We start from the raw sequence: 17,943 nt of genomic DNA, 5'->3' as shown, positions 1-17,943 counted from the left end.
ATCCTTGGAGGGATGTCATGTCACGCAGCTTCAAGGTTGTCATTCTCGGCCCAAACGGAGAGCTTGCGAAGATCTACAGTGAGCCGCGCGCGGGCGCCGACAGCATCGACGTTTTTGCCGGAGGATTTCTCCTCAAGGTTGAGAGCGAGGCAGAGAGCGAGGAGTGGATCAAGGTCAAGAATTACCGGAACCGGGCCGATCCCGAGGAGCGTTCCGGTTGGGTCCCTTCTTGGGTTGTGGGAGAGCCCATTGCCGACCTGCCGGAAACCGTTTCCGCGCGTTCGCTGGTCTATGGCGCGGCGCGGATCGAGATGGAGATGTCTGCAGGCGCGAACCCGGCGATCGCGACCGAGTACTTGGTCGCCCTTTTCCTGATTGAGAACGATCTCGATGCGGCGGTGCCCGACCTCAAGGATGACACGGTCTTCAGCGTCAAGGAGGATCGCGCAAACGGCGACGCCATCAGCGGCTATGCGATCACATCGGACGAATGGAGCGAGTTCCTGGCCGGCCCGGGAGCGGCCCTTGGCTGGAAGAGCCCATTCCTGCGCGCCCTGACAATGCCACAAATGCGCTGTGTGGCCTTTCTAGCGCAACGGGACTGGAAGACGTTCGCGACGCTGAGAGGAGGAACACTGACCAATCCTTTCCTCCCGCGGAATCTGGACCTTTTCATGTCGCGCATCGTCGGAACCGAAGCCGCTGCCGAGATAGCCAGCCGCGAACGGAAAGGGGCCGGACTCGATGCATTGATCATGGACGTCGTTCGGGCGGCTAATGACTGGAATGTAGAGTCGCCGAAAGAAAGGGCCCTACTAGCGCGCCGAGCGCGCTTTCTAGCGGCTAGCGCCGGCGCGGCCATTGACGTGAGCGCTTTCATCGCCCGCTGCCGCGACGTACTCGATCGGGCTTTGAGGATCGCTGATCGAGCGGTCGACGCCTACATACCCGGTTTCACCGTTCGCCCGTCCCCGTCTGCGCAACGTTGGTTCGACTTGGCGAAAGCGGAAAGCGATCGCTGGCGAGCCGAGGGTTGGACCGAGCACCGCGACTACGGTCAGAGCCGCGCTTTAGAGTTCTTCAAAGCGACAGACCATGGGCCGGGCCGTGTCACCGATCCGGCAACCGGCGAGATCACGGACTGGTGCGGCGCCTTTGTGGCTCACTTCGTGAGGGAAGCAGGCGCCGCCCCGCCGTCGGGAGCGGCGGCGGCGGCGAGCTGGCGGACGTGGGGCGATGTGGCGTTTCCAACGCGTCCCCCCGCGAGCATCCCCGACGGCGCCGTCGTTACGCTCTCTGGAAAGGGCTCCGACCCGGACTCCGTCGCCCATGTCTGCTTCTTTGCCGGATGGGACGGGGAGGATCATTTCATAGCGCTGGGTGGCAACCAAAGCGACGGTGTGACCATGGAGCCGATGGCCGTGGAGTCGATCGTCACCGTACGCTCGCTGGCGGACACGACGGTCTTCTCCGGCGACGACCTCGAGATCCTGGCTAGGACGCTCTATGGCGAGATACGTGGCGGTACAAACAATCAGATCCGCAACGTGGCGGACATTGTGCTAAACCGCTTCCTCACCGGGTACAGGTCCAATGGCTCCATCGCCGGAACATGTCGGGCGCCCGAGCAATTCTCCTGCTGGAATCCTGGCACGAGGGCGCGCGATATCCTCGACACACTCCCGGCAAGCGACCCGGAATTGGCGGCGCTCCGAACGATCGCCGCCAGCGTCATACAGCGGCGCCTTAAGGATGGATCGACGTTCCTGCCCCTCAAAGGCGCACGCCATTACCACAGCCACAGCGTCAGCCCAGATTGGGCTTTGCCTAGCAGGGTTGTTCATGATGACGGCAAGCACATTTTCTACACGGGCATTGCCTGAAGCAGCCTGTAGGCAACGTCAAGTTCAAGCTGATTGGTCGTCTGGAGGGACGGTATAGGACCGGCATGGAGACGCGCTCCGATCGCCTGTACACTAGCCCGGATCATTCATGAGCGGTTTTGGAACGGCTGCCCGAAGGCGCGTCGATGTGTGGCGCTCAGGGCGCGGCATGACGGGGTTTGATGGTTTCGGGGACAGGTTCGTTCAGGGGCACGTCGCCCCTGCGGTCACGGCGGCGGCTTGACGGTGCGGGCGGCCAGCATCGTGAGGCTTTCCTGGTAGGGGAAGCTGGTCGGCAGAGACAGCTTGATGCGGGTCTTCATCTCGGTGACCCGCGCCGCCACCTTGATGAGGCTGAGGCGCATCGTGTCGAACTGCGCCTCGCGCCAGAACGACGCCTTTGGCGCCAAGCCGCAAGGTGTGCAGCAGCCAGTAGGCGGCGGTGTGGATGAGCAACCGAAACTGGTTGGCAGTCGCCTTGCTGCACGATGTGCGGTCGGAGGCGAGGTGCAGCTTGTGCGCCTTGATCAGGTTCTCCATCTGCCAACCATGATGCGTCTCAAACCTCAGCTGGGGATCGATAGGGGGCGCAGCCTCTGAACGTTTTGCCGAAGGACGGCTCCGGCGCAGTTCCCGAAGCCGGTCGATTTCGGCCTCGTCTGCGGTGATGAGCCAAACAGGGCGGCTGCCGGCCGCGGCGCGTCGTGCGACCAGCAAACCACGCCGCAGCCATCGATAGAGGGTTTGCTCGGGCATGCCGAGCCGGCTGGCAAGCTCCTGCCGCGTCAACTCGGTAGGTCCTTGACGCTCGACCGTCAGACACGGTGCGTCACGGACCTGGGTCGGCACACCGAACCGATGCAGCAGGTCGCGGACCATGGCGCCGGTGAACATTTCGCGCCGCTTCGGCGGGCGCCATCCTTCGGCATTGAGAATGGCGGCGATGGCGGGAGCCGTCAACTTGTCGGCATGAAGCGCTTGGATGCGCGTCATCAACTCTCCCCAGCCGCTCAACTGCTGGAGCTCCTTGACCGGCCCGATCAACCGGTGTTCGGTTCGCTCGCCGCCGGCCCAGTGACACTCGACGCGGACCCATTCGGTCTCGCCCTCGACGGTGATCACGACGCGCTCCAGGATCGTCCGGGCGATCGTCTGCCGGTCGTGCGTCGTCGTCGTTGGCGCATGCTAGAGCGCCGGGAGTTCCTTTGGGGCGGCTGGGGGCGGCTTGGTGTCCAGCACCACCGGCGCGAACACCAAGCCCTCTTCCTGGAAGCGGTTGGCGGCACGCGCTTCCCGACGCCAGCCGAACACCTGCTGGGGCCGCAATCCGTGACGCCGAGCCACCTCGGAAACAACAGCCCCCGGCACCGCGGCCTCGGCCAGAATCCGTTCCTTCTCCTCCGGCGACCAGGTCCGGCGGCCCACATCGCCGGTGATCACCTCCATCCGGCGTGTCAGGCGACATGAGAAACTGGTCCTTCCGCGCTTTTGGTGCAGCGTGAGTGCACTTGCGGGCGACAGTGAGCACATAGGGGGAACGGCATCCCTTTCCTGAGTGCTCTGATTTCCTTGTCAAAATCGCTGCTGTCCCTGCTCCCGCCCGGTCTCGCTGTTGATCACGTCACCGTCGCCCATGATCGCGTTGTTGTGGCCGTGCGCGCTCGCGCCACCACGGCGGCCTGCCCCGTGTGTCGGCATCCCTCGCGCCGCGTTCATAGTCGTTACAGTCGCCGCCTCGGCGACCTGCCTTGGCAGGGCCGGGTCGGCCAACTCGACCTCCAGGTTCGACGTTTCCGCTGCGCCGCTGTCGAGTGCCCGCGCCGCATCTTCGCCGAACGTCTGCCGGCCGTTGCCTTGCCGAAGGTTCGGCGGACCGTCCGGCTGTCGGAGGCGCAACGGCGCATCGCCCTCGGCGCCGGCGGCGAGGCTGGTGCCCGCTTGGCGGCTTGCCTGGCCATGCCGGTCAGCGGCGACACGTTGTTGCGCCTGATCCGGGCAGCTCCCCTGCCGGCCCTGACAACACCGCGCGTCATCGGCATCGACGACTGGTCCTGGCGGCGCGGTCAGCGCTACGGCACGATCGTCGTCGATCTGGAACGCAACCGTCCCATCGACCTGCTGCCCGACCGCCACGCGGAGACGGTGGCGGCGTGGTTGAAAGCCCATCCCGGGGTGGAGGTCGTTGCCCGCGACCGCGCCGGCGCTTACGCCGACGGCATTCGGGCCGGCGCTCCGAACGCCGTCCAGGTCTCGGATCGCTGGCACCTTCTGCGCAATCTCGGTGATGCTCTGGCCGGGGTTCTCGACCGCCATCATCATGACCTGCGCGCAGCAAGCAAAGCGGCAGCGGGAGCCACCATGGAAATCAGCACGGCCGCCGCGCCGTCCCCGACGACCCCACCGCTCCCGGCACCAGCGGCCGAGTTGCCAACGGCGGATCGCCACGGCGTTCGGAAGGCCCGGTTTGACGAGGTGATGGCGTTGCACGGCCAAGGCTGGCCGATGAAGCGGATCGCCCGCACGCTCGGCGTCAATCGCAAGACCGCCCGTGCGTGGGTGCGGGCCGGCGAACTTCCAGTCTGGTCGCAAAGGGATCGCGGCAGCGCGGTCGATCGCCACGCCGTGTACCTCCGGCAGCGCTGGGGCGAGGGCTGCCACAACGCCGTCCGGCTGTGGCAGGAGATCCAGGAGCGTGGGTTTCGCGGGCAACTCCGCACCGTGCAGCGCTGGATACGCCGCCTGCGCGATGCAAGCCCGACCTCAGTTGGCGCGGTGGGCTTGATGGGAACGTGGAAGATGCCCTCGAAACGCCGGGCGGCGTGGCTGGTGGTGGCCGATCCGGAGACGATCGATGCCACCGAGCAACGGTTCGTCGATGCCTTGCTCGCCAGTTCCGAGGGACTCACCACGGTCACCGAGTTGGCGCGTGCGTTCAGCACCATGGTGCGTCGTCAGCAGGCAGACCGGTTGGATGGATGGTTGGCCGCGGCGAGGGAAACCGCCCTGGCCGGGTTCGCCGATGGGCTCGTGCGTGATCTCGCGGCGATCCGCACGGCGCTATCGCTGCCGTGGAGCACCGGGCCGGTGGAGGGACAAATCAGCCGCTTGAAGACCATCAAGCGAACCATGTGCGGCCGCGCCAAGTTCGACCTGCTGCGTCATCGGGTTCTGGAGGCCGCATGAACGGCAGCGCTCCAGTCATTCCGCTGCACCAAAAAAGCGGAAGGACCGAGAAACTCCCCCCCGGACGACATGAGGAAAGGGCCCCCCATCGACAATGAGAGGTGAAGAATGGTCGAGGGCACGACACCGTTGAGTTCCTCCGTGGGCACGGAGCGGAGGGACGTGATGCTGGCCCCGGACGAGGTGACGGCAATGATCCGGTTGCAGGCCCTGGGCTGGGGCTCGAAGCGGATCGCCCGGGAGTTGGGATGCGATCGGAAGACGGTGAAGCGCTATCTGCGCTGCGGAGGCTGGCAACCCTACCGGCTGCCGCACCGCACTGGTCGACTGGACGGGTTGACGGACTGGCTGGCCGAACGCCTCCGACGGCACCGGGGCAACGCTGACGTCGTACGCCAGGAGTTGGCCGACGAGCACGGCGTCCAGGTGTCGTTGCGCACGGTGGAAGGCGCCGTCCAGGGACTGCGCCAGGAGCTGCAGGCGGAAAGCAAAGCCACGGTACGCTTCGAGACGGCGCCGGGCCAGCAGTTGCAGATCGACTTCGGCGCCACCGCAGTGGAGATCGGTGGCGAGCGGGTGCGGGTTCACCTGTTCGTGGCGACGCTGGGCTACTCGCGCCGCAACTTCGTCGCGGCGTTCCGCCACGAACGGCAGTCCGCCTGGATCACCGGGGTGGAGGCGGCCATCCGGCACTTCGGCGGCGTGCCGCGGGAGGTGCTGATCGACAATCCCAAGACCCTGGTCACCCATCACGACCGGGAGACGCGGGAAGTGACGTTCAACGAGCGCTTCCATGCCTTTGCCCGCTACTGGGGCTTCCACCCGCGGGCCTGTGCGCCGTATCGGGCACGCACCAAGGGCAAGGACGAGAACGGCGTCGGCTACGTCAAGAAGAACGCCGTCGCCGGGCGGCGCTTCGCCAGCTGGGAGGCGTTCGAAGGGCACTTGGCGCATTGGATGCGCACCATCGCCGATGTCCGCGTCCACGGCACCACGGGCGAGCGGCCGATTGACCGCTTCCAGGCCGCCGAGGCGGCCAGCTTGCGCGGGCTGAACGGGCGCCCACCCTACCTTCAGGTGCGTGAGCTGCACCGCAAGGTACAGAGCGACGGCACCGTCGGCATCGACACCAATCACTACAGTGTGCCCTGGCGCCTGATCGGGCAGAGCGTCACGGTGGAGGTCAGCGACGGGGCGGTGCGGATCCTGCTGGCAGGAACCGAAGTGGCGCGCCACGCCCAGGTCCATGGTCGCCGCCAGCGGGTTATCGACGCCCATCACCTTGATGGCGTGGTCGGTGACCCGCACCGTCTTGCGGTCGAGATCAAGCGTCTGGGCGATGCGCGTCTGGGACCAGCCGCGGGCGTTCAGCGCAGCGACCTCGTCGTACCGGGCGAGCCGGGCGGCCCGGGTTGCCGCCCGCCGCTGCTCGCTGCGGGTTGCCGGTCGAGATTGTCGAACCGAGGGCTCCGGCCTGTCGGTGGCGGCCGGGGTAACGGCTCGTTGGGCGGCGGTCCGCAGGTCCCGTTGGTGACCGGTGAGCAGCTCACGCAGCGCATCGCCGAGATTGCGCAGGAGATGCCACCGATCCGCCACCTGGATCGCATCCGGCGCGCCTTGGCGAATGCCGTCGGCGTAGGCTCCCGCCCGATCGCGGGCGACGATCTGGACCCCAGGGTGGGCCTTCAGCCACGCGGCCACGGTGTCGGCCTGACGGTCACGCAGCAGGTCGATGGGCCGATTGCGTTCGAGATCGACGATGATGGTGCCGTAGCGCTTGCCCCGGCGCCATGCCCAGTCGTCGATGCCAATGACGCGCGGCGTCGGCCTCTCTGGAACAGGCACGGCCCGGATCAAGCGCAACAGCGTGTCGCCGCTGACCGGCATGGCAAGCCGGGTGGACAGCCGGGCCCCAGGCTCGCCGCCGGCGCGCAACGCGATGGTGCGTTGTGCCTCGGCGAGCCGGCGGGTGCGCTGGACCCGGGGCATCGCTACGGTGGGCAGGCGTTCGGCGAAGATGCGGCGGGGACAGCCCGCCGTCGCACAGCGGAACCGGCGGGTGTGCAGGTGGAGTTGGCCGACCCGGCCCTGCCATGGCAGATCGCCCAGTTGCCGGGTGTAGCGGCTATGGACCTGGCGCGACGTTCGCCGACATAGCGGACAGGCCGCCGTGGCAGCCCGCACATGGGCGGCCACGACGACGTGGTCGCCATCAACGGTGACCCGGTCGACGGCAAGGCCAGCCGGGAGCAACGAAAGCAGCGATGTGGACAAGGAAACGGGCACTCTGAAGAGGAAATCGTCCCTTCTATGTGCTCATTCCGGCGCCGATCCGCATCCGCCATGCACCGAGTTTGCGGATGGGCCAGTATCCAATCGGCACTGACAGGGCGCCCCCGGAGCTCCACAGGCACCTCCCGGGCGAGCCGGCCGCTCCCCAGCGTGATGGAGCGCGCGAGCGGCCGGCTCGCCCGGGTCCCTCCTATGGATTCCGGGGACGCCCTTCACCTCGACACGAGCATGGCGGCTTGACCCGACGCCACGCTCGTGCCACACGAAAACGCCTCGCGGGGACACGCCACCCCGGCCGCTTTCCTCGGAATGCTGGCCGGCTTCACATCGGAACAGTGGCCGCCTTCACATCGGAACAGTGGCCGCCTTCAAATCGGAATACCCGGCCGGCTTCATCGGAATCTGCAGTTCGGTGGTGGACTTCGAGGTTTTCCGCCCGACGCTGGACGTAGCCCTGGGACGCATGGATCGCTCCAAGGGCGGCCGGCCGCCGCTGGACGCGGTGATGATGTTCAAGATCCTGGTGCTGCAGGCGCTGTACGGTCTATCGGACGAGCAGGCCGAGTATCAGGTGAGCGACCGGCTGTCGTTCATGCGGTTCCTCGGGCTGGGGCTGGGCGACTGGCTTCCGGACCGCACGACGATCTAGCTGTTCTGCGAGGCGCTGGTCACGGCGGGCGGGCCGGCACGCCGCCGTGCAGGTCCGCCCGCCTTGGCGTGACATCCGGCGTGCCGAGGGTCGTCCATCGGCGGACTGCGGCGTGCATGCCTCTCATTGGATTCCTACTGCACGCAATTCCGCACCGCACTTATCGTACATTGTCTTATTGAAATTAGCTAGACTTTGCTCTCGCCCTCTCCAACGGCTGCTCAGGATTTGCTCAATCTCCGATATGAGTTGCCGTGTCAGTGCGATGTCTTTTTGCTCGTTTAATTCTTTCTCTATTTTCAAATTTGTTTGCAATATCCAGACCTCATTCTCCTGGAAAGCATATGTGGATACGCCGCGCACCACCTGCAAAAGATTGAACCGTCCGTTGACGTCGATATTGTCCGTTTTGGCGAGGCGTGACAGCACATAGCAGAGCGTGGTGTTGTCGACAACATTGGCTAGGGAGATTGTCGCATCCAACCGCTCGGCGCGCACTGGGCTTGAGGCGAATCTTACCAGGATTTTCACGGCTTCATCGCGCCTGGAATGTATTCTGAATGCGTTTATGCCTTGCTCGTCGGCTACCGAGGCACGGAGTTTTGCGATTTCGGCAAGCGCAAAGGAATTCGCGGTTTGCCTGGATGCGGTGGAAGGAGAAAACTCTGTCATGCGGTCGACCCAAATCGAAACGTCGAACGGTTCTTTGAAGGAGGCGGAAGGCGAGCCTAATTTCCAGATAGCCTGCGACGCGACCTCGTGGGGGACGAGCCGTATGGCGGCTGTTGCCGGATTGAGCAGAGCCAAGAACAAAAGTGCTGCCCAAGCGTGCTTCTTCACTGTCGCGCTCCGTTGTATGGGCAAGTGTCCAGGCGGGTCGTTGCGTCAATATATCACAATTGGAAGAGGGGATCCGGATGCCGGCACCGGATTAGTGGTGACAGCAGCGACCGCTCTGATCACATAAACCTGGACACGATCCTCGTCCGTTCTGATTTTCGCATCGAGCCGCAGCAAGCAAGCATCGCTTGGGGTTTTGATGCAGCTGCCCCCCTCTTCCCCCATGCCGTTTGGCGCTTCCATGAGTCTATCGACGTTGAAGGGCTCATTGCTCACGCTGATGGCGAGGCCAGGAGTTGCCGTAATGATTGGGCCGCCGGGCGTCGACAAGCGGAACATTCGCTGAGGCCCCATGTCGCGGTCGAGGACGATCGCTTCCAAAACGCCCCCATCCCGTCGAAAATGTAATTTGTGGCCTGCGACGGTTTCCAGCACAAGCGCTTCCGACAGCTTCCTGTAGTCGTCATCCTGGATGGCCAGGGACTTGGCGTTCTGGCGGTCGTTTGCTTTTCCCGGCATCTCCTTTTGGGGTGCGCATCGCTGGTCATCGTGTCGACAAAGCTCGATCCGCACCCTGAAATAGGTATCATGATCGCGGAAGACGCTTCGAATCTGGGGCGAGTAATTAATAATGCCGTAGCCAAACCCAGCGGCGAGGAGAGCTGCGCCACCCGCGACGACGATATTCCATTTGGCGACAGTTTCTGATTCGGTGCCCGCCTTTAGTTTCTCGAGCAGCGCCGCCTGTTGCTCGGGGGTAAGGCGCGCATTATTCCTTGCAAGAAGAGCGATTAGATCGCCGGTTGCGGAGCCATACGAGCCGGCAGACTGTGATCCGGTACCATACAGCAAGACCGCAATTCCCAGAACGGCCACTACAAAAATCAATGAAGAGTTTAGCCCAAGCCAAGATGCAATAAATGAAAACACAATAAACAAACACCCAACTATAAAATAAAAAAGCCCACTTTCCATATAATACTCTAACCTTGAAGCAGGGGGCGGCCTCTGCGATTTTGCCTTTTGGGTAATGCGCTCCGCTTCCATCTCGTCTTGCCTTAGCTTTTCTGCAAGCTTGCTGGCTTGGAAAAGCAGATCAGCCTTCTGATCGTCAGGGATGCCACTTTCGATCGCCAACGCGATGCGCTTCATGATTTCCGAGGACAAAGGGAGGCCGGCACCCATCTGGCTTCTCCATCCTGCGTCGTGATGCCTTGCAAGCTGCTGCAGCTGCGTATCTGCGACCATAGCCTTGAGAGCGCAGATCAAAAACCCAGTGGAACTGAGACAGATCAGCGTTCTTTGGCCCGCCTACCCAGAGGATCAATAGAGGGGCCTTAGTAAGTGACCTCGTTGTGCGTTGTCAGCTTCGTTTGGCGGGAAAAAGTCTCCGACACATAGAGCCGCCTAAGCGCTTTGTTGCCAAATGCTACCCTTGATGCGGTGTGGCGCACAAGGAAAATACTGGCGTTACGTTCATTTGGCCCACATACCGACAACACATGAAGGCTTCCATTGAGGTATTGCCGTTCCATCTGAGTGAGGATAGGCAGCAAGGTACTTCACCTTGAGGCCGATAAATTGAATCGGCTATACAAGAATGCGACGTGGCGGATACACCTTGCAGATTATCAAGCACTATTTTGGCTGCTCTATTCACGCATGTGCGGGACGGGTTCTGTTGCAAAGTTTGCCGGCGTGCGGAGATAGGATAAAACTCAGCCCTCTCGGAGGCTGAGGTGACACGGTGATGCGCAGCAGGAAGAGCCTGTTCAAGGGGCGGCAGTTCACGGCAGAGGTGATCCTTTGGGCAGTGCGCTGGTATCTGCAGTTCCCGATCAGCTACCGCGATCTGGAACGCATGCTGGCCGACCGCGGCGTCGCCGTCGATCACACAACCATCTTCCGCTGGATCCAGGTCTACGCGCCGGAACTGGACAAACGCCTGCGTCCGCACCTGAGCATGACCATCGGCTCCTGACAGGTGGACGAGACCTACATCAAGGTGAAGTGCCGCTGGATATATCTGTACCGCGCCGTAGACGCGCGTGGGCAGACGGTCGACTTTCTGCTCAGCGCCAAGCGTGATGCCGCCGTGGCGCGGCGTTTCTTCCGCCAGGCGTTGAAGCAGGCGCATACGGTGAACCCGCGCACCCTCATCGTGGACAAGAACGCCACCTATCCGAGCGCGACCAAGGCGATGAAGAAGGAGGGCGAGTTGTGGCGCTTCGCCAAGCTCCGTCAGGTCAAATATCTCAATAACATTGTTGAACAGGATCACCGTCGCATTAAGAGCGCCTAACAGAACCATCTCTGGACGAAGCGCCAGCAGATGAGGCTGGCCGCGATATGGTGAAAGGCAGTGAAGATGTCGGCGCGCCGTTCGTAGCGGACGGCGATGCGGCGGAAGCGGGCAAACCAAGCGAGCGTACGCTCGACCACCCATCGATATCGGCCGAGACGCTCGCTGCTTTCGACGCCACGCCGGGCAATCCGCGGAATGATCGCTCGTTGGCGCAGCGCCCGCCGGCAGTGAGCGAAGTCGTAGCCCTTGTCGGCATGCAGCTTGGCCGGTCGCCGCCGGGGCCGGCCCGCACACTGGCGGATCGCCGGCACGGCATCGACCAGCGCCTCCAGCAGCTTGCTGTCGTGCCGGTTGGCTGGCGAGATCCTCAGGGCGAGCGGGATGCCGTTAGCATCGACGAGGATGTGGCGCTTGGAGCCCGGCTTGCCGCGATCCGTCGGGTTCGGGCCGGTCTCCTCACCCCCCTTTTTGCCGGGACGCTGGCGCTGTCCACCGCCGCACGATCCCAGTTGATGGCGTTGGCATAGCCGAGACGGTCGAGCAGCACACGATGCAGCCGTTCCCACACGCCAGCCCGATGCCACTCGTGCAGACGCCGCCAGCAGGTCATACCCGAGCCGCAGCCCATCTCCACCGGCAGAAGCTCCCAAGGAATACCCGTGCGCAGCACGAACAGGATGCCGGTCAGCGCAGCACGATCGCACAGCCGGGGCCGTCCGCCTTTCGGCTTGGGCGGCTCCGGCGGGATCAGAGGTTCGATGATCGCCCACAAGGCGTCGCAAACAAGAGGGGCTGCCATGCCCCTACCAACCGTTCCCAGCCGGTTTTGTTACGCACTCTAAGCGGTTGGTCCGGCCGGGGCTCGGGTTCAAGGGCTTCCACACCGCGCGCCGGACGATCGCCGGCTACGAGATCCTGGCGATGGTCCGCAAGGGACCGGTCACCGCCATTCCCGCTAATGACATGCCTACCCAGGCGACCTTCATCACCAACCTGTTCGGTGTTGCCGCCTGACGACGCGGACGCCATGCGCTCTCCGCGCAGGCCAACAAACTTTGCAACGGAACCGACTGGAGCGTGACGCCAATGACCGCCGATTAGCGACGCGATCTGCTGAAGGTGAGAAGCGGGCCCGCCGGTGCGCGAAATCGGTTCCAGTGTGCCCGTAGAATGATTGGAGTGAAGACGCGCTGCGGAGCGTGACCAACCGGAGCGGAGACAGGCCGATGCATGGAGACGTGTGTTCCCGGCTTCCCGAAGGGCTGGCGGCATTCGTGCGCGTTGCTCCTACGGACCCTTGGACGCTGGAAGCCGTCAGGCTGCTGAACATGAACGATCAAGATCGGCACCACGCGATCTCATGCTGGAGCATATCGTATCGCGGCGTGTTCACGGCCGAGCTGGAACGGATGGCCAAGGCGTTGCCACAGGATGGACTGGCAATGGCAACCTTGCGCGCACTGTGGAACTCCATTCGGTCGGCAACCCCGGCGGATGGCTCTCCTGGTTTGCTAAGAGCGCCTAACAGAACCATCTCTGGACGAAGCGCCAGCAGATGAGGCTGGCCGCGATATGGTGAAAGGCAGTGAAGATGTCGGCGCGCCGTTCGTAGCGGACGGCGATGCGGCGGAAGCGGGCAAACCAAGCGAGCGTACGCTCGACCACCCATCGATATCGGCCGAGACGCTCGCTGCTTTCGACGCCACGCCGGGCAATCCGCGGAATGATCGCTCGTTGGCGCAGCGCCCGCCGGCAGTGAGCGAAGTCGTAGCCCTTGTCGGCATGCAGCTTGGCCGGTCGCCGCCGGGGCCGGCCCGCACACTGGCGGATCGCCGGCACGGCATCGACCAGCGCCTCCAGCAGCTTGCTGTCGTGCCGGTTGGCTGGCGAGATCCTCAGGGCGAGCGGGATGCCGTTAGCATCGACGAGGATGTGGCGCTTGGAGCCCGGCTTGCCGCGATCCGTCGGGTTCGGGCCGGTCTCCTCACCCCCCTTTTTGCCGGGACGCTGGCGCTGTCCACCGCCGCACGATCCCAGTTGATGGCGTTGGCATAGCCGAGACGGTCGAGCAGCACACGATGCAGCCGTTCCCACACGCCAGCCCGATGCCACTCGTGCAGACGCCGCCAGCAGGTCATACCCGAGCCGCAGCCCATCTCCACCGGCAGAAGCTCCCAAGGAATACCCGTGCGCAGCACGAACAGGATGCCGGTCAGCGCAGCACGATCGCACAGCCGGGGCCGTCCGCCTTTCGGCTTGGGCGGCTCCGGCGGGATCAGAGGTTCGATGATCGCCCACAAGGCGTCGCAAACAAGAGGGGCTGCCATGCCCCTACCAACCGTTCCCAGCCGGTTTTGTTACGCACTCTAAACCAAGCTTGAGGCGATGCTCGCCAAGCCGCGAAGCTATGGTCAGAGTTCGAGGCCGCCGGTTCGAAGACCTGGCCCCATCCGCTGGACGTTGTCACGTGACGCGGGAGGGAGAACAGGAACATCGAGGCCGCGGCCGCGGGCAACCTGGCGCAGTATGTCCAACCCGCCGTCGAGTGCGGCGATCTGATCGATGGGCCGCGTATTTCCAGACATCAACTCTCGGCGGGTCGCCTGCGTGACAAGCGCTCGCTGGCTCAGAACGGCGTCCGAACTGACGCTGAGTTCGGCGGCTAGACGACGGCGCTCGTCCGCCGATGCGGCGGCGACCGGAAGGCGGGCGACCTCGGGCAACCCTATGCCGGGAAGCTCGGTGTAGCTGCGTGAAGGCTGGTGCGGTGCGGGTGTGTACGACACTGGGACGGGCCCGCCGCCGATGGGGCTGCGGCCGCCGGAAGGCTGGGCATAGCTGGTCTGCGGGGTGAAGCTGACCGACGTGACGCCGACGGGGGCGTCGTTCATGGACTGCGCGCCGATCGCCGCGCAACGGGTTTGGGCGCCTTCCCACTGAACGCGCGCGAACTCAGAATAAGCTGCGGTGAAATGCGGATCGGCAGCGATGCGGTCGGCCGTCACTTCGCGCGCCCTCTCCGGGTCGCGACTCCTGGCCATCTCCTTCTTGTAGGTATCGACGGCTTCAGCCCACAGCGGACGGGAACCGTCCGCGTCGTTCCGGACCAGACCGGCGAGGGGTGCGGAGCGGCCACGCTCGGCCAGCTCGACGAGCAGAGCAACTTGGCGGGCGTGCACCTGAGACTCCTCGCGGACCATTTCCGCGGCGAAACGCTCGCGGGGCATGCCGACGACGACGCGATCTTCTGTCGGGAACGCCGCCAACCGTGGGTCGGTTGCCGGCCCACGGCGGCGCGCGTGATCGAATTCATGGCCGAGATAATGCACCGCGTCGTCCGGCGGCGTCTGGGGGTCCAGCAGCACCGCGTTTACCGACGGTACATAGGCGGCTGCGACACCAGCGGCTTTGAGCATGGCAAAGCGATCGATGTAGACGGCGGTCCCCGTACGCTCGGCGCCGGCCACGACCTCGGCTCCGGACGGCAATTGGGCAAGGCGCCTCTTGAGGTGGGTGGTGCTCGCCCGGTCGGCGTCGCTCTGTGAAGCATCGAGCATGTCACGCGTGAGCGCCTGCCCTGGCGGCACGCAGAGTTGCCCTCCGGCGACGCGGATGAGCTGGGGGCGAGGCGGCGCTTCGGCGTGGTAGGCGGGGACGGGAGGGGGAACCGTCACAGGGGGCATCAGCAGCATGGGGGGACCTCAGGTGGCGTGCCGGCGTGACGCCGGCGTTGTGGGATGAGCAGGGTCACGCGGCCTTGCTCTGATCGTCGCCGGCGACGAAGTCGGCGCCGCTTGCGGGTTGGAAGGTCGAGCCCTGCGAGGGCGGCGCGGCGCCGGCCGGAGCCTGGCCCAGGACGGCGTTCTGGTTGGCCACCTTCTGCTCCTGGGCGGCCACCGCGGCCGCGATCGCCGCGGCGGCGGCGCGCTCGAACTCGTCGTCGGTGCGCGCGGCGCCGACCAGCGGGGCCGGAGAGGCGGTGCGCGGCAACATAGCCGCGACGAATCGGCCGAACCGGGCGAGGCCGCCTGGCCGCTCGCCGGTAAGCCGCTCGGTCATCACCGGGTCGTTGAACCACGCCGGCGACGAACATTCGATCGGCCGGCTCATCATGCCCTGATAGAGGACGTACTGCTCTTCCAGCTTGCGCATGGTGAGCAGACGCTGCGCGGGCAGGAGCGGAAGCCCGGTGGCCGACCGCGAGGTGTTCCACTGGAACATCTTGACCTCCTTGCCGGCGCCCTCCGTCTGGCTGACGTTGGCGGTGATCGCCGTGTAGTTGCCGACCGCCTTGCTGACGGCTTCCGCGGTCTCGCTGTCGTTCTGCTGCAGGAGGATCTGCGCGCCGACCGCCGATTTGAGGATGCCGACGGCCTCCTTGTTGATCTTGAGCGCGATCTGGCCGTAGCTCTGGCCGACCAGCAGGAGCTGCACCCACTGGCCGCGACCGAGCGCCGGGATCTGCAGGAAGCTCTCCATACCGGTGGGCAGGGTCCAGAACTCGTCGGCGAGGTAGATGATCGGGCGACCCTTGGTTTTGATGTCCTTCTCATCCTGACTGATGAAACGCGCGGCGCTGCTCTCGAAGAACATGCCGGTGATCTTGCCGAGCGCCACGGCGTCTTCCAGCGGCGTCACGATGAACAGGGCCACGGGCTTCTTGGAGAAGCGCAGCTCGTCCAGCCCGAAATCGGAGGCCGACGTGCGGCTGCGCACGGTGGCCACCTTGAAGATGTCGATGCCGCCTTCCATGGTCGACAGGACGGACCCGCGCTCCTTCGACGGCGTGCGGGACAGCGAGGCCAGCTCGGTGATGACGCGCGCGGGGTAGCCCCGCTGCTCGGCCTCGGCGATCCAGGCCTGGAGCATGGAGGCGACCGCGTCCTGGTCCTCGCCGGCGGTGGGATCGGGCTGGAAGTTCTTCGTCGCCTCCGTCATGAAGTCGATGAGGCGACCGAAGGACGGCTCGCCGAGCTGCGGATCGGCCTCGCAGCGGTAGATGGTGAACAGCGAGAAGCCCTGGAGGGCCGCCCGGCCCTTGTCGCGCCAATGCGGCTCGATCTTCTCGTCGATGGCCATGGTCGCCAGACGCTTGACGTACTGCTCGCGCTGCGCCTGCCAGGTGAACAGCTTCATGATGTCGCCCAGCACGTCCTTCAGAGTGGCGCGGGCCGGCGACGTCCAGGTGGCAAGGGCGTCGGCTTCGAGCGCGATCACCTCATCGCGGATCACCAGGCGGCCGCCGAGCGTCGGGTCGGCTCCCAGAGCGGCGACCCAGTCCGTCCGGTCGCGGACCTCGACCATCAGGATCTCCAGGGCGCGGATGGGATCGGCGTAGACCCGCCCCAGGGCGTCGAGGATGCGGGTGCGGGTCCGCGGCACCTCGCGGCCGCCGGGAAGGCTGTCGAACCCCAGCGGGTTCCAGCGGTCGCCGTCCATCGATCCGAGGCTCAGCCTGATGACCTTGTAGCCGGCCTTGATCAGCCATTTGAGGGCCTTGGCGTACAGTTCCCCCTTAGGATCGTTGACCACGAAGGTGGGCTTCGGGCAGTAGGTCTTGCGCCCCAGCGCCCAGCCGAAGGTCTCGAAGCCCAGGATCGGCTGGTATTCGGGCCAGTCGGCCAGCAGGTTGGGGAGGATGATGCCGGCGGATTTGCCGGAGCCGGGCGGCGCGATGAGGATCGCCGACAGCGTCTCCGGCATCCGCAGCAGGCGGCCGTTGGGCGCCCGTCCCAGCACGATGCCCGTCGGCGAGTAGAGCCCGCGCTTCTTGACGTAGCGGTCCTTGGCATCCCAGGCGGCCTTCCGGATGTCGCGGTCGGTGGCGAAACGGGCGCTGCCGTGACTCTTGCGCTGCAGCTCGTAGGGGCAACGCTCGGCCACGCGCAGCGCCACGAGGAGCCCAGCGGCCAGGGACACCATCACGCTCCAGTGCGGCATGCCCCAGACCTCCAGGGGCGCCTGCACGAGCAGCACCCACAGGGGCTTGGCCCAGAGGGTCGGGTATTGCCAGAGCCCGATGGCGTAGTAGGCCCCGGTGTCGCGCAGCCAGCGGAGGGAGAAACCGGGCCGCCAGCCCGGATCGTGCAGCGCACCCAGCGCCGGCCAGGTCGCTGTCGACCGGGAGAAGTCGAGCCTGTTGAACAGCTTGTAGAGCGGGAATGCGCAGGTCAGGAGCGCCGCCGCGGCCAGAAGGCCGATCAGGGCGCTCATGACGAACCAGGCGATCGCTTTCTGACGTTCGATTTCTTCGACCATGCCGCCAGTGTGACGGCGGCATGGTCGGGAAATCGAGCACCGGCGTTCTCAGCGCTCGGCGCCGCCGCGCGCCGAGCGCCTCTGCCGCGCCGCCGGCGCCGCCCCCTGAACAGGGGTTTCGCGCCGGTTGGCCTCCTCGAGCATCGTCATGTGGACGCGCTTCAGGTTGATCTCCGCCGCCCGGAACAGCTTGCCCTCGTCGATGTAGGCCTGGGAGCCTTTGGGAAGGCGCGCCATGGCGTCGACGTGGGCGCGCATCGCGTCGACGGTGTCGGCGTATTGCTCCAGCGGCGTGGGGTCCTGGCGGCGGCCCTTCGGGCGGATCTTGCCTTCCTCCTCCAACTGGCGCACATGCGCCGCGAGGCGTTCGCGGACCGGATAGGGGTCCTCGCCGCGGTTGCGGATGGCGGTGTAGGCGTGGATGAGCCCGGACCCGTAGGTGAAGGGAGCCTCGAGGCGCATCCGCTCCAGCAGCGCGTTCGCGTCGACCGCAGGCGGCGGGCTGCCGCCGGATCGCTGGTCAGGTCGCATGA

At 65.2% G+C, this 17,943-nt stretch carries 11 protein-coding genes and 5 pseudogenes; 6 read left to right on the top strand and 10 right to left on the bottom strand.

Translation table 11 applies throughout. The features are described from left to right. Positions 1–17 precede the first annotated feature (17 nt). On the top strand, positions 18–1,883 hold the full coding sequence (locus Sp245p_RS30790; RefSeq protein ID WP_014242663.1) for a cell wall hydrolase: 1,866 nt from the start codon (positions 18–20) through the stop codon (positions 1,881–1,883). A gap of 227 nt (positions 1,884–2,110) precedes the next feature. On the opposite strand, the pseudogene Sp245p_RS36080 reads toward Sp245p_RS30790, so the two are convergent. Both Sp245p_RS36080 and tnpA read right to left on the bottom strand, forming a co-directional pair. Continuing rightward, positions 2,111–2,426 (bottom strand): annotated as a pseudogene (locus Sp245p_RS36080) (transposase); the annotation flags it as partial. Between the two features lie 642 nt (positions 2,427–3,068). Then, positions 3,069–3,329, bottom strand: a complete 261-nt coding sequence (gene tnpA / locus Sp245p_RS30780; protein ID WP_014242660.1) for an IS66-like element accessory protein TnpA — start codon at positions 3,327–3,329, stop codon at positions 3,069–3,071. A gap of 123 nt (positions 3,330–3,452) precedes the next feature. Here tnpA and Sp245p_RS30775 point away from each other — a divergent pair, with 123 nt between their 5' ends. Together Sp245p_RS30775 and istA are read left to right on the top strand one after the other, a co-directional pair. Further along, positions 3,453–5,066, top strand: coding sequence for an ISL3 family transposase (locus Sp245p_RS30775; RefSeq protein WP_244439580.1), 1,614 nt, complete (start codon positions 3,453–3,455; stop codon positions 5,064–5,066). Positions 5,067–5,174: 108 nt separating this feature from the next. Beyond that, positions 5,175–6,365, top strand: a pseudogene (gene istA, locus Sp245p_RS36075) (IS21 family transposase); the annotation flags it as partial. On the opposite strand, the pseudogene Sp245p_RS35255 reads toward istA, so the two are convergent. Next, positions 6,366–7,352 (bottom strand): annotated as a pseudogene (locus Sp245p_RS35255) (ISL3 family transposase); the annotation flags it as partial. Positions 7,353–7,764: 412 nt separating this feature from the next. On the opposite strand from Sp245p_RS35255, the pseudogene Sp245p_RS30765 reads away from it, so the two are divergent. Continuing rightward, positions 7,765–8,004 (top strand): annotated as a pseudogene (locus Sp245p_RS30765) (transposase); the annotation flags it as partial. 126 nt (positions 8,005–8,130) lie between these two features. Here Sp245p_RS30765 and Sp245p_RS30760 read toward each other — a convergent pair. Together Sp245p_RS30760 and Sp245p_RS30755 are read right to left on the bottom strand one after the other, a co-directional pair. Beyond that, the gene (locus Sp245p_RS30760) at positions 8,131–8,847 is read right to left on the bottom strand and encodes a hypothetical protein (RefSeq protein WP_129557272.1); all 717 of its coding nucleotides are present in this window, start codon (positions 8,845–8,847) and stop codon (positions 8,131–8,133) included. Between the two features lie 45 nt (positions 8,848–8,892). Continuing rightward, the gene (locus Sp245p_RS30755; RefSeq protein ID WP_144019445.1) at positions 8,893–9,999 is read right to left on the bottom strand and encodes a hypothetical protein; all 1,107 of its coding nucleotides are present in this window, start codon (positions 9,997–9,999) and stop codon (positions 8,893–8,895) included. A 598-nt stretch (positions 10,000–10,597) separates the two neighbouring features. Here Sp245p_RS30755 and Sp245p_RS36605 point away from each other — a divergent pair. Continuing rightward, a pseudogene (locus Sp245p_RS36605) lies at positions 10,598–11,265 on the top strand (IS6 family transposase); the annotation flags it as partial. On the opposite strand, the gene Sp245p_RS30745 reads toward Sp245p_RS36605, so the two are convergent. After that, a protein-coding gene (locus Sp245p_RS30745; protein ID WP_088123925.1) for an IS5 family transposase occupies positions 11,146–11,951 on the bottom strand; the annotation gives its coding sequence in 2 pieces (ribosomal slippage) (positions 11,146–11,624 and positions 11,624–11,951; 807 coding nt in all). The pseudogene Sp245p_RS36605 and the gene Sp245p_RS30745 overlap by 120 nt on opposite strands. A gap of 47 nt (positions 11,952–11,998) precedes the next feature. On the opposite strand from Sp245p_RS30745, the gene Sp245p_RS30740 reads away from it, so the two are divergent. Beyond that, positions 11,999–12,166, top strand: a complete 168-nt coding sequence (locus Sp245p_RS30740) for a hypothetical protein (RefSeq protein WP_014199691.1) — start codon at positions 11,999–12,001, stop codon at positions 12,164–12,166. Between the two features lie 507 nt (positions 12,167–12,673). Here the strand turns inward: Sp245p_RS30740 and Sp245p_RS30735 are convergent. The 4 genes from Sp245p_RS30735 to Sp245p_RS30720 all read right to left on the bottom strand — a co-directional run bounded on the left by Sp245p_RS30735 (position 12,674) and on the right by Sp245p_RS30720 (position 17,941). After that, positions 12,674–13,479, bottom strand: a protein-coding gene (locus Sp245p_RS30735; protein ID WP_088123925.1) for an IS5 family transposase whose coding sequence is annotated in 2 segments (ribosomal slippage) — positions 12,674–13,152 and positions 13,152–13,479 — 807 coding nt in all. Because the reading frame shifts where the segments join, the coding sequence is not laid out codon by codon here. Positions 13,480–13,563: 84 nt separating this feature from the next. After that, on the bottom strand, positions 13,564–14,844 hold the full coding sequence (locus Sp245p_RS30730) for a hypothetical protein (protein WP_014242692.1): 1,281 nt from the start codon (positions 14,842–14,844) through the stop codon (positions 13,564–13,566). 55 nt (positions 14,845–14,899) lie between these two features. Next, complete coding sequence (locus Sp245p_RS30725) at positions 14,900–17,410, bottom strand: type IV secretory system conjugative DNA transfer family protein (protein WP_014242691.1); 2,511 nt, start codon at positions 17,408–17,410, stop codon at positions 14,900–14,902. A gap of 48 nt (positions 17,411–17,458) precedes the next feature. Then, on the bottom strand, positions 17,459–17,941 hold the full coding sequence (locus Sp245p_RS30720; RefSeq protein WP_014242690.1) for a hypothetical protein: 483 nt from the start codon (positions 17,939–17,941) through the stop codon (positions 17,459–17,461). Positions 17,942–17,943 lie beyond the last annotated feature (2 nt).

Source organism: Azospirillum baldaniorum (assembly GCF_003119195.2).
GTDB lineage: Bacteria > Pseudomonadota > Alphaproteobacteria > Azospirillales > Azospirillaceae > Azospirillum > Azospirillum baldaniorum.
Note: the sequence above shows the minus strand (reverse complement) of the source record. Positions and strands in the feature narration are given on the sequence as shown.

What these genes read in the sequence shown, in the direction of transcription:
- Sp245p_RS30755 (WP_144019445.1), bottom strand. Translation starts at nt 9,999, where the DNA reads ATGAAGCGCATCGCGTTGGCGATCGAAAGTGGCATCCCTGACGATCAG.
- Sp245p_RS30725 (WP_014242691.1), bottom strand. Translation starts at nt 17,410, where the DNA reads ATGGTCGAAGAAATCGAACGTCAGAAAGCGATCGCCTGGTTCGTCATG.
- Sp245p_RS30720 (WP_014242690.1), bottom strand. Translation starts at nt 17,941, where the DNA reads ATGCGACCTGACCAGCGATCCGGCGGCAGCCCGCCGCCTGCGGTCGAC.
- tnpA (WP_014242660.1), bottom strand. Translation starts at nt 3,329, where the DNA reads ATGGAGGTGATCACCGGCGATGTGGGCCGCCGGACCTGGTCGCCGGAG.
- Sp245p_RS30790 (WP_014242663.1), top strand. Translation starts at nt 18, where the DNA reads ATGTCACGCAGCTTCAAGGTTGTCATTCTCGGCCCAAACGGAGAGCTT.
- Sp245p_RS30730 (WP_014242692.1), bottom strand. Translation starts at nt 14,844, where the DNA reads ATGCTGCTGATGCCCCCTGTGACGGTTCCCCCTCCCGTCCCCGCCTAC.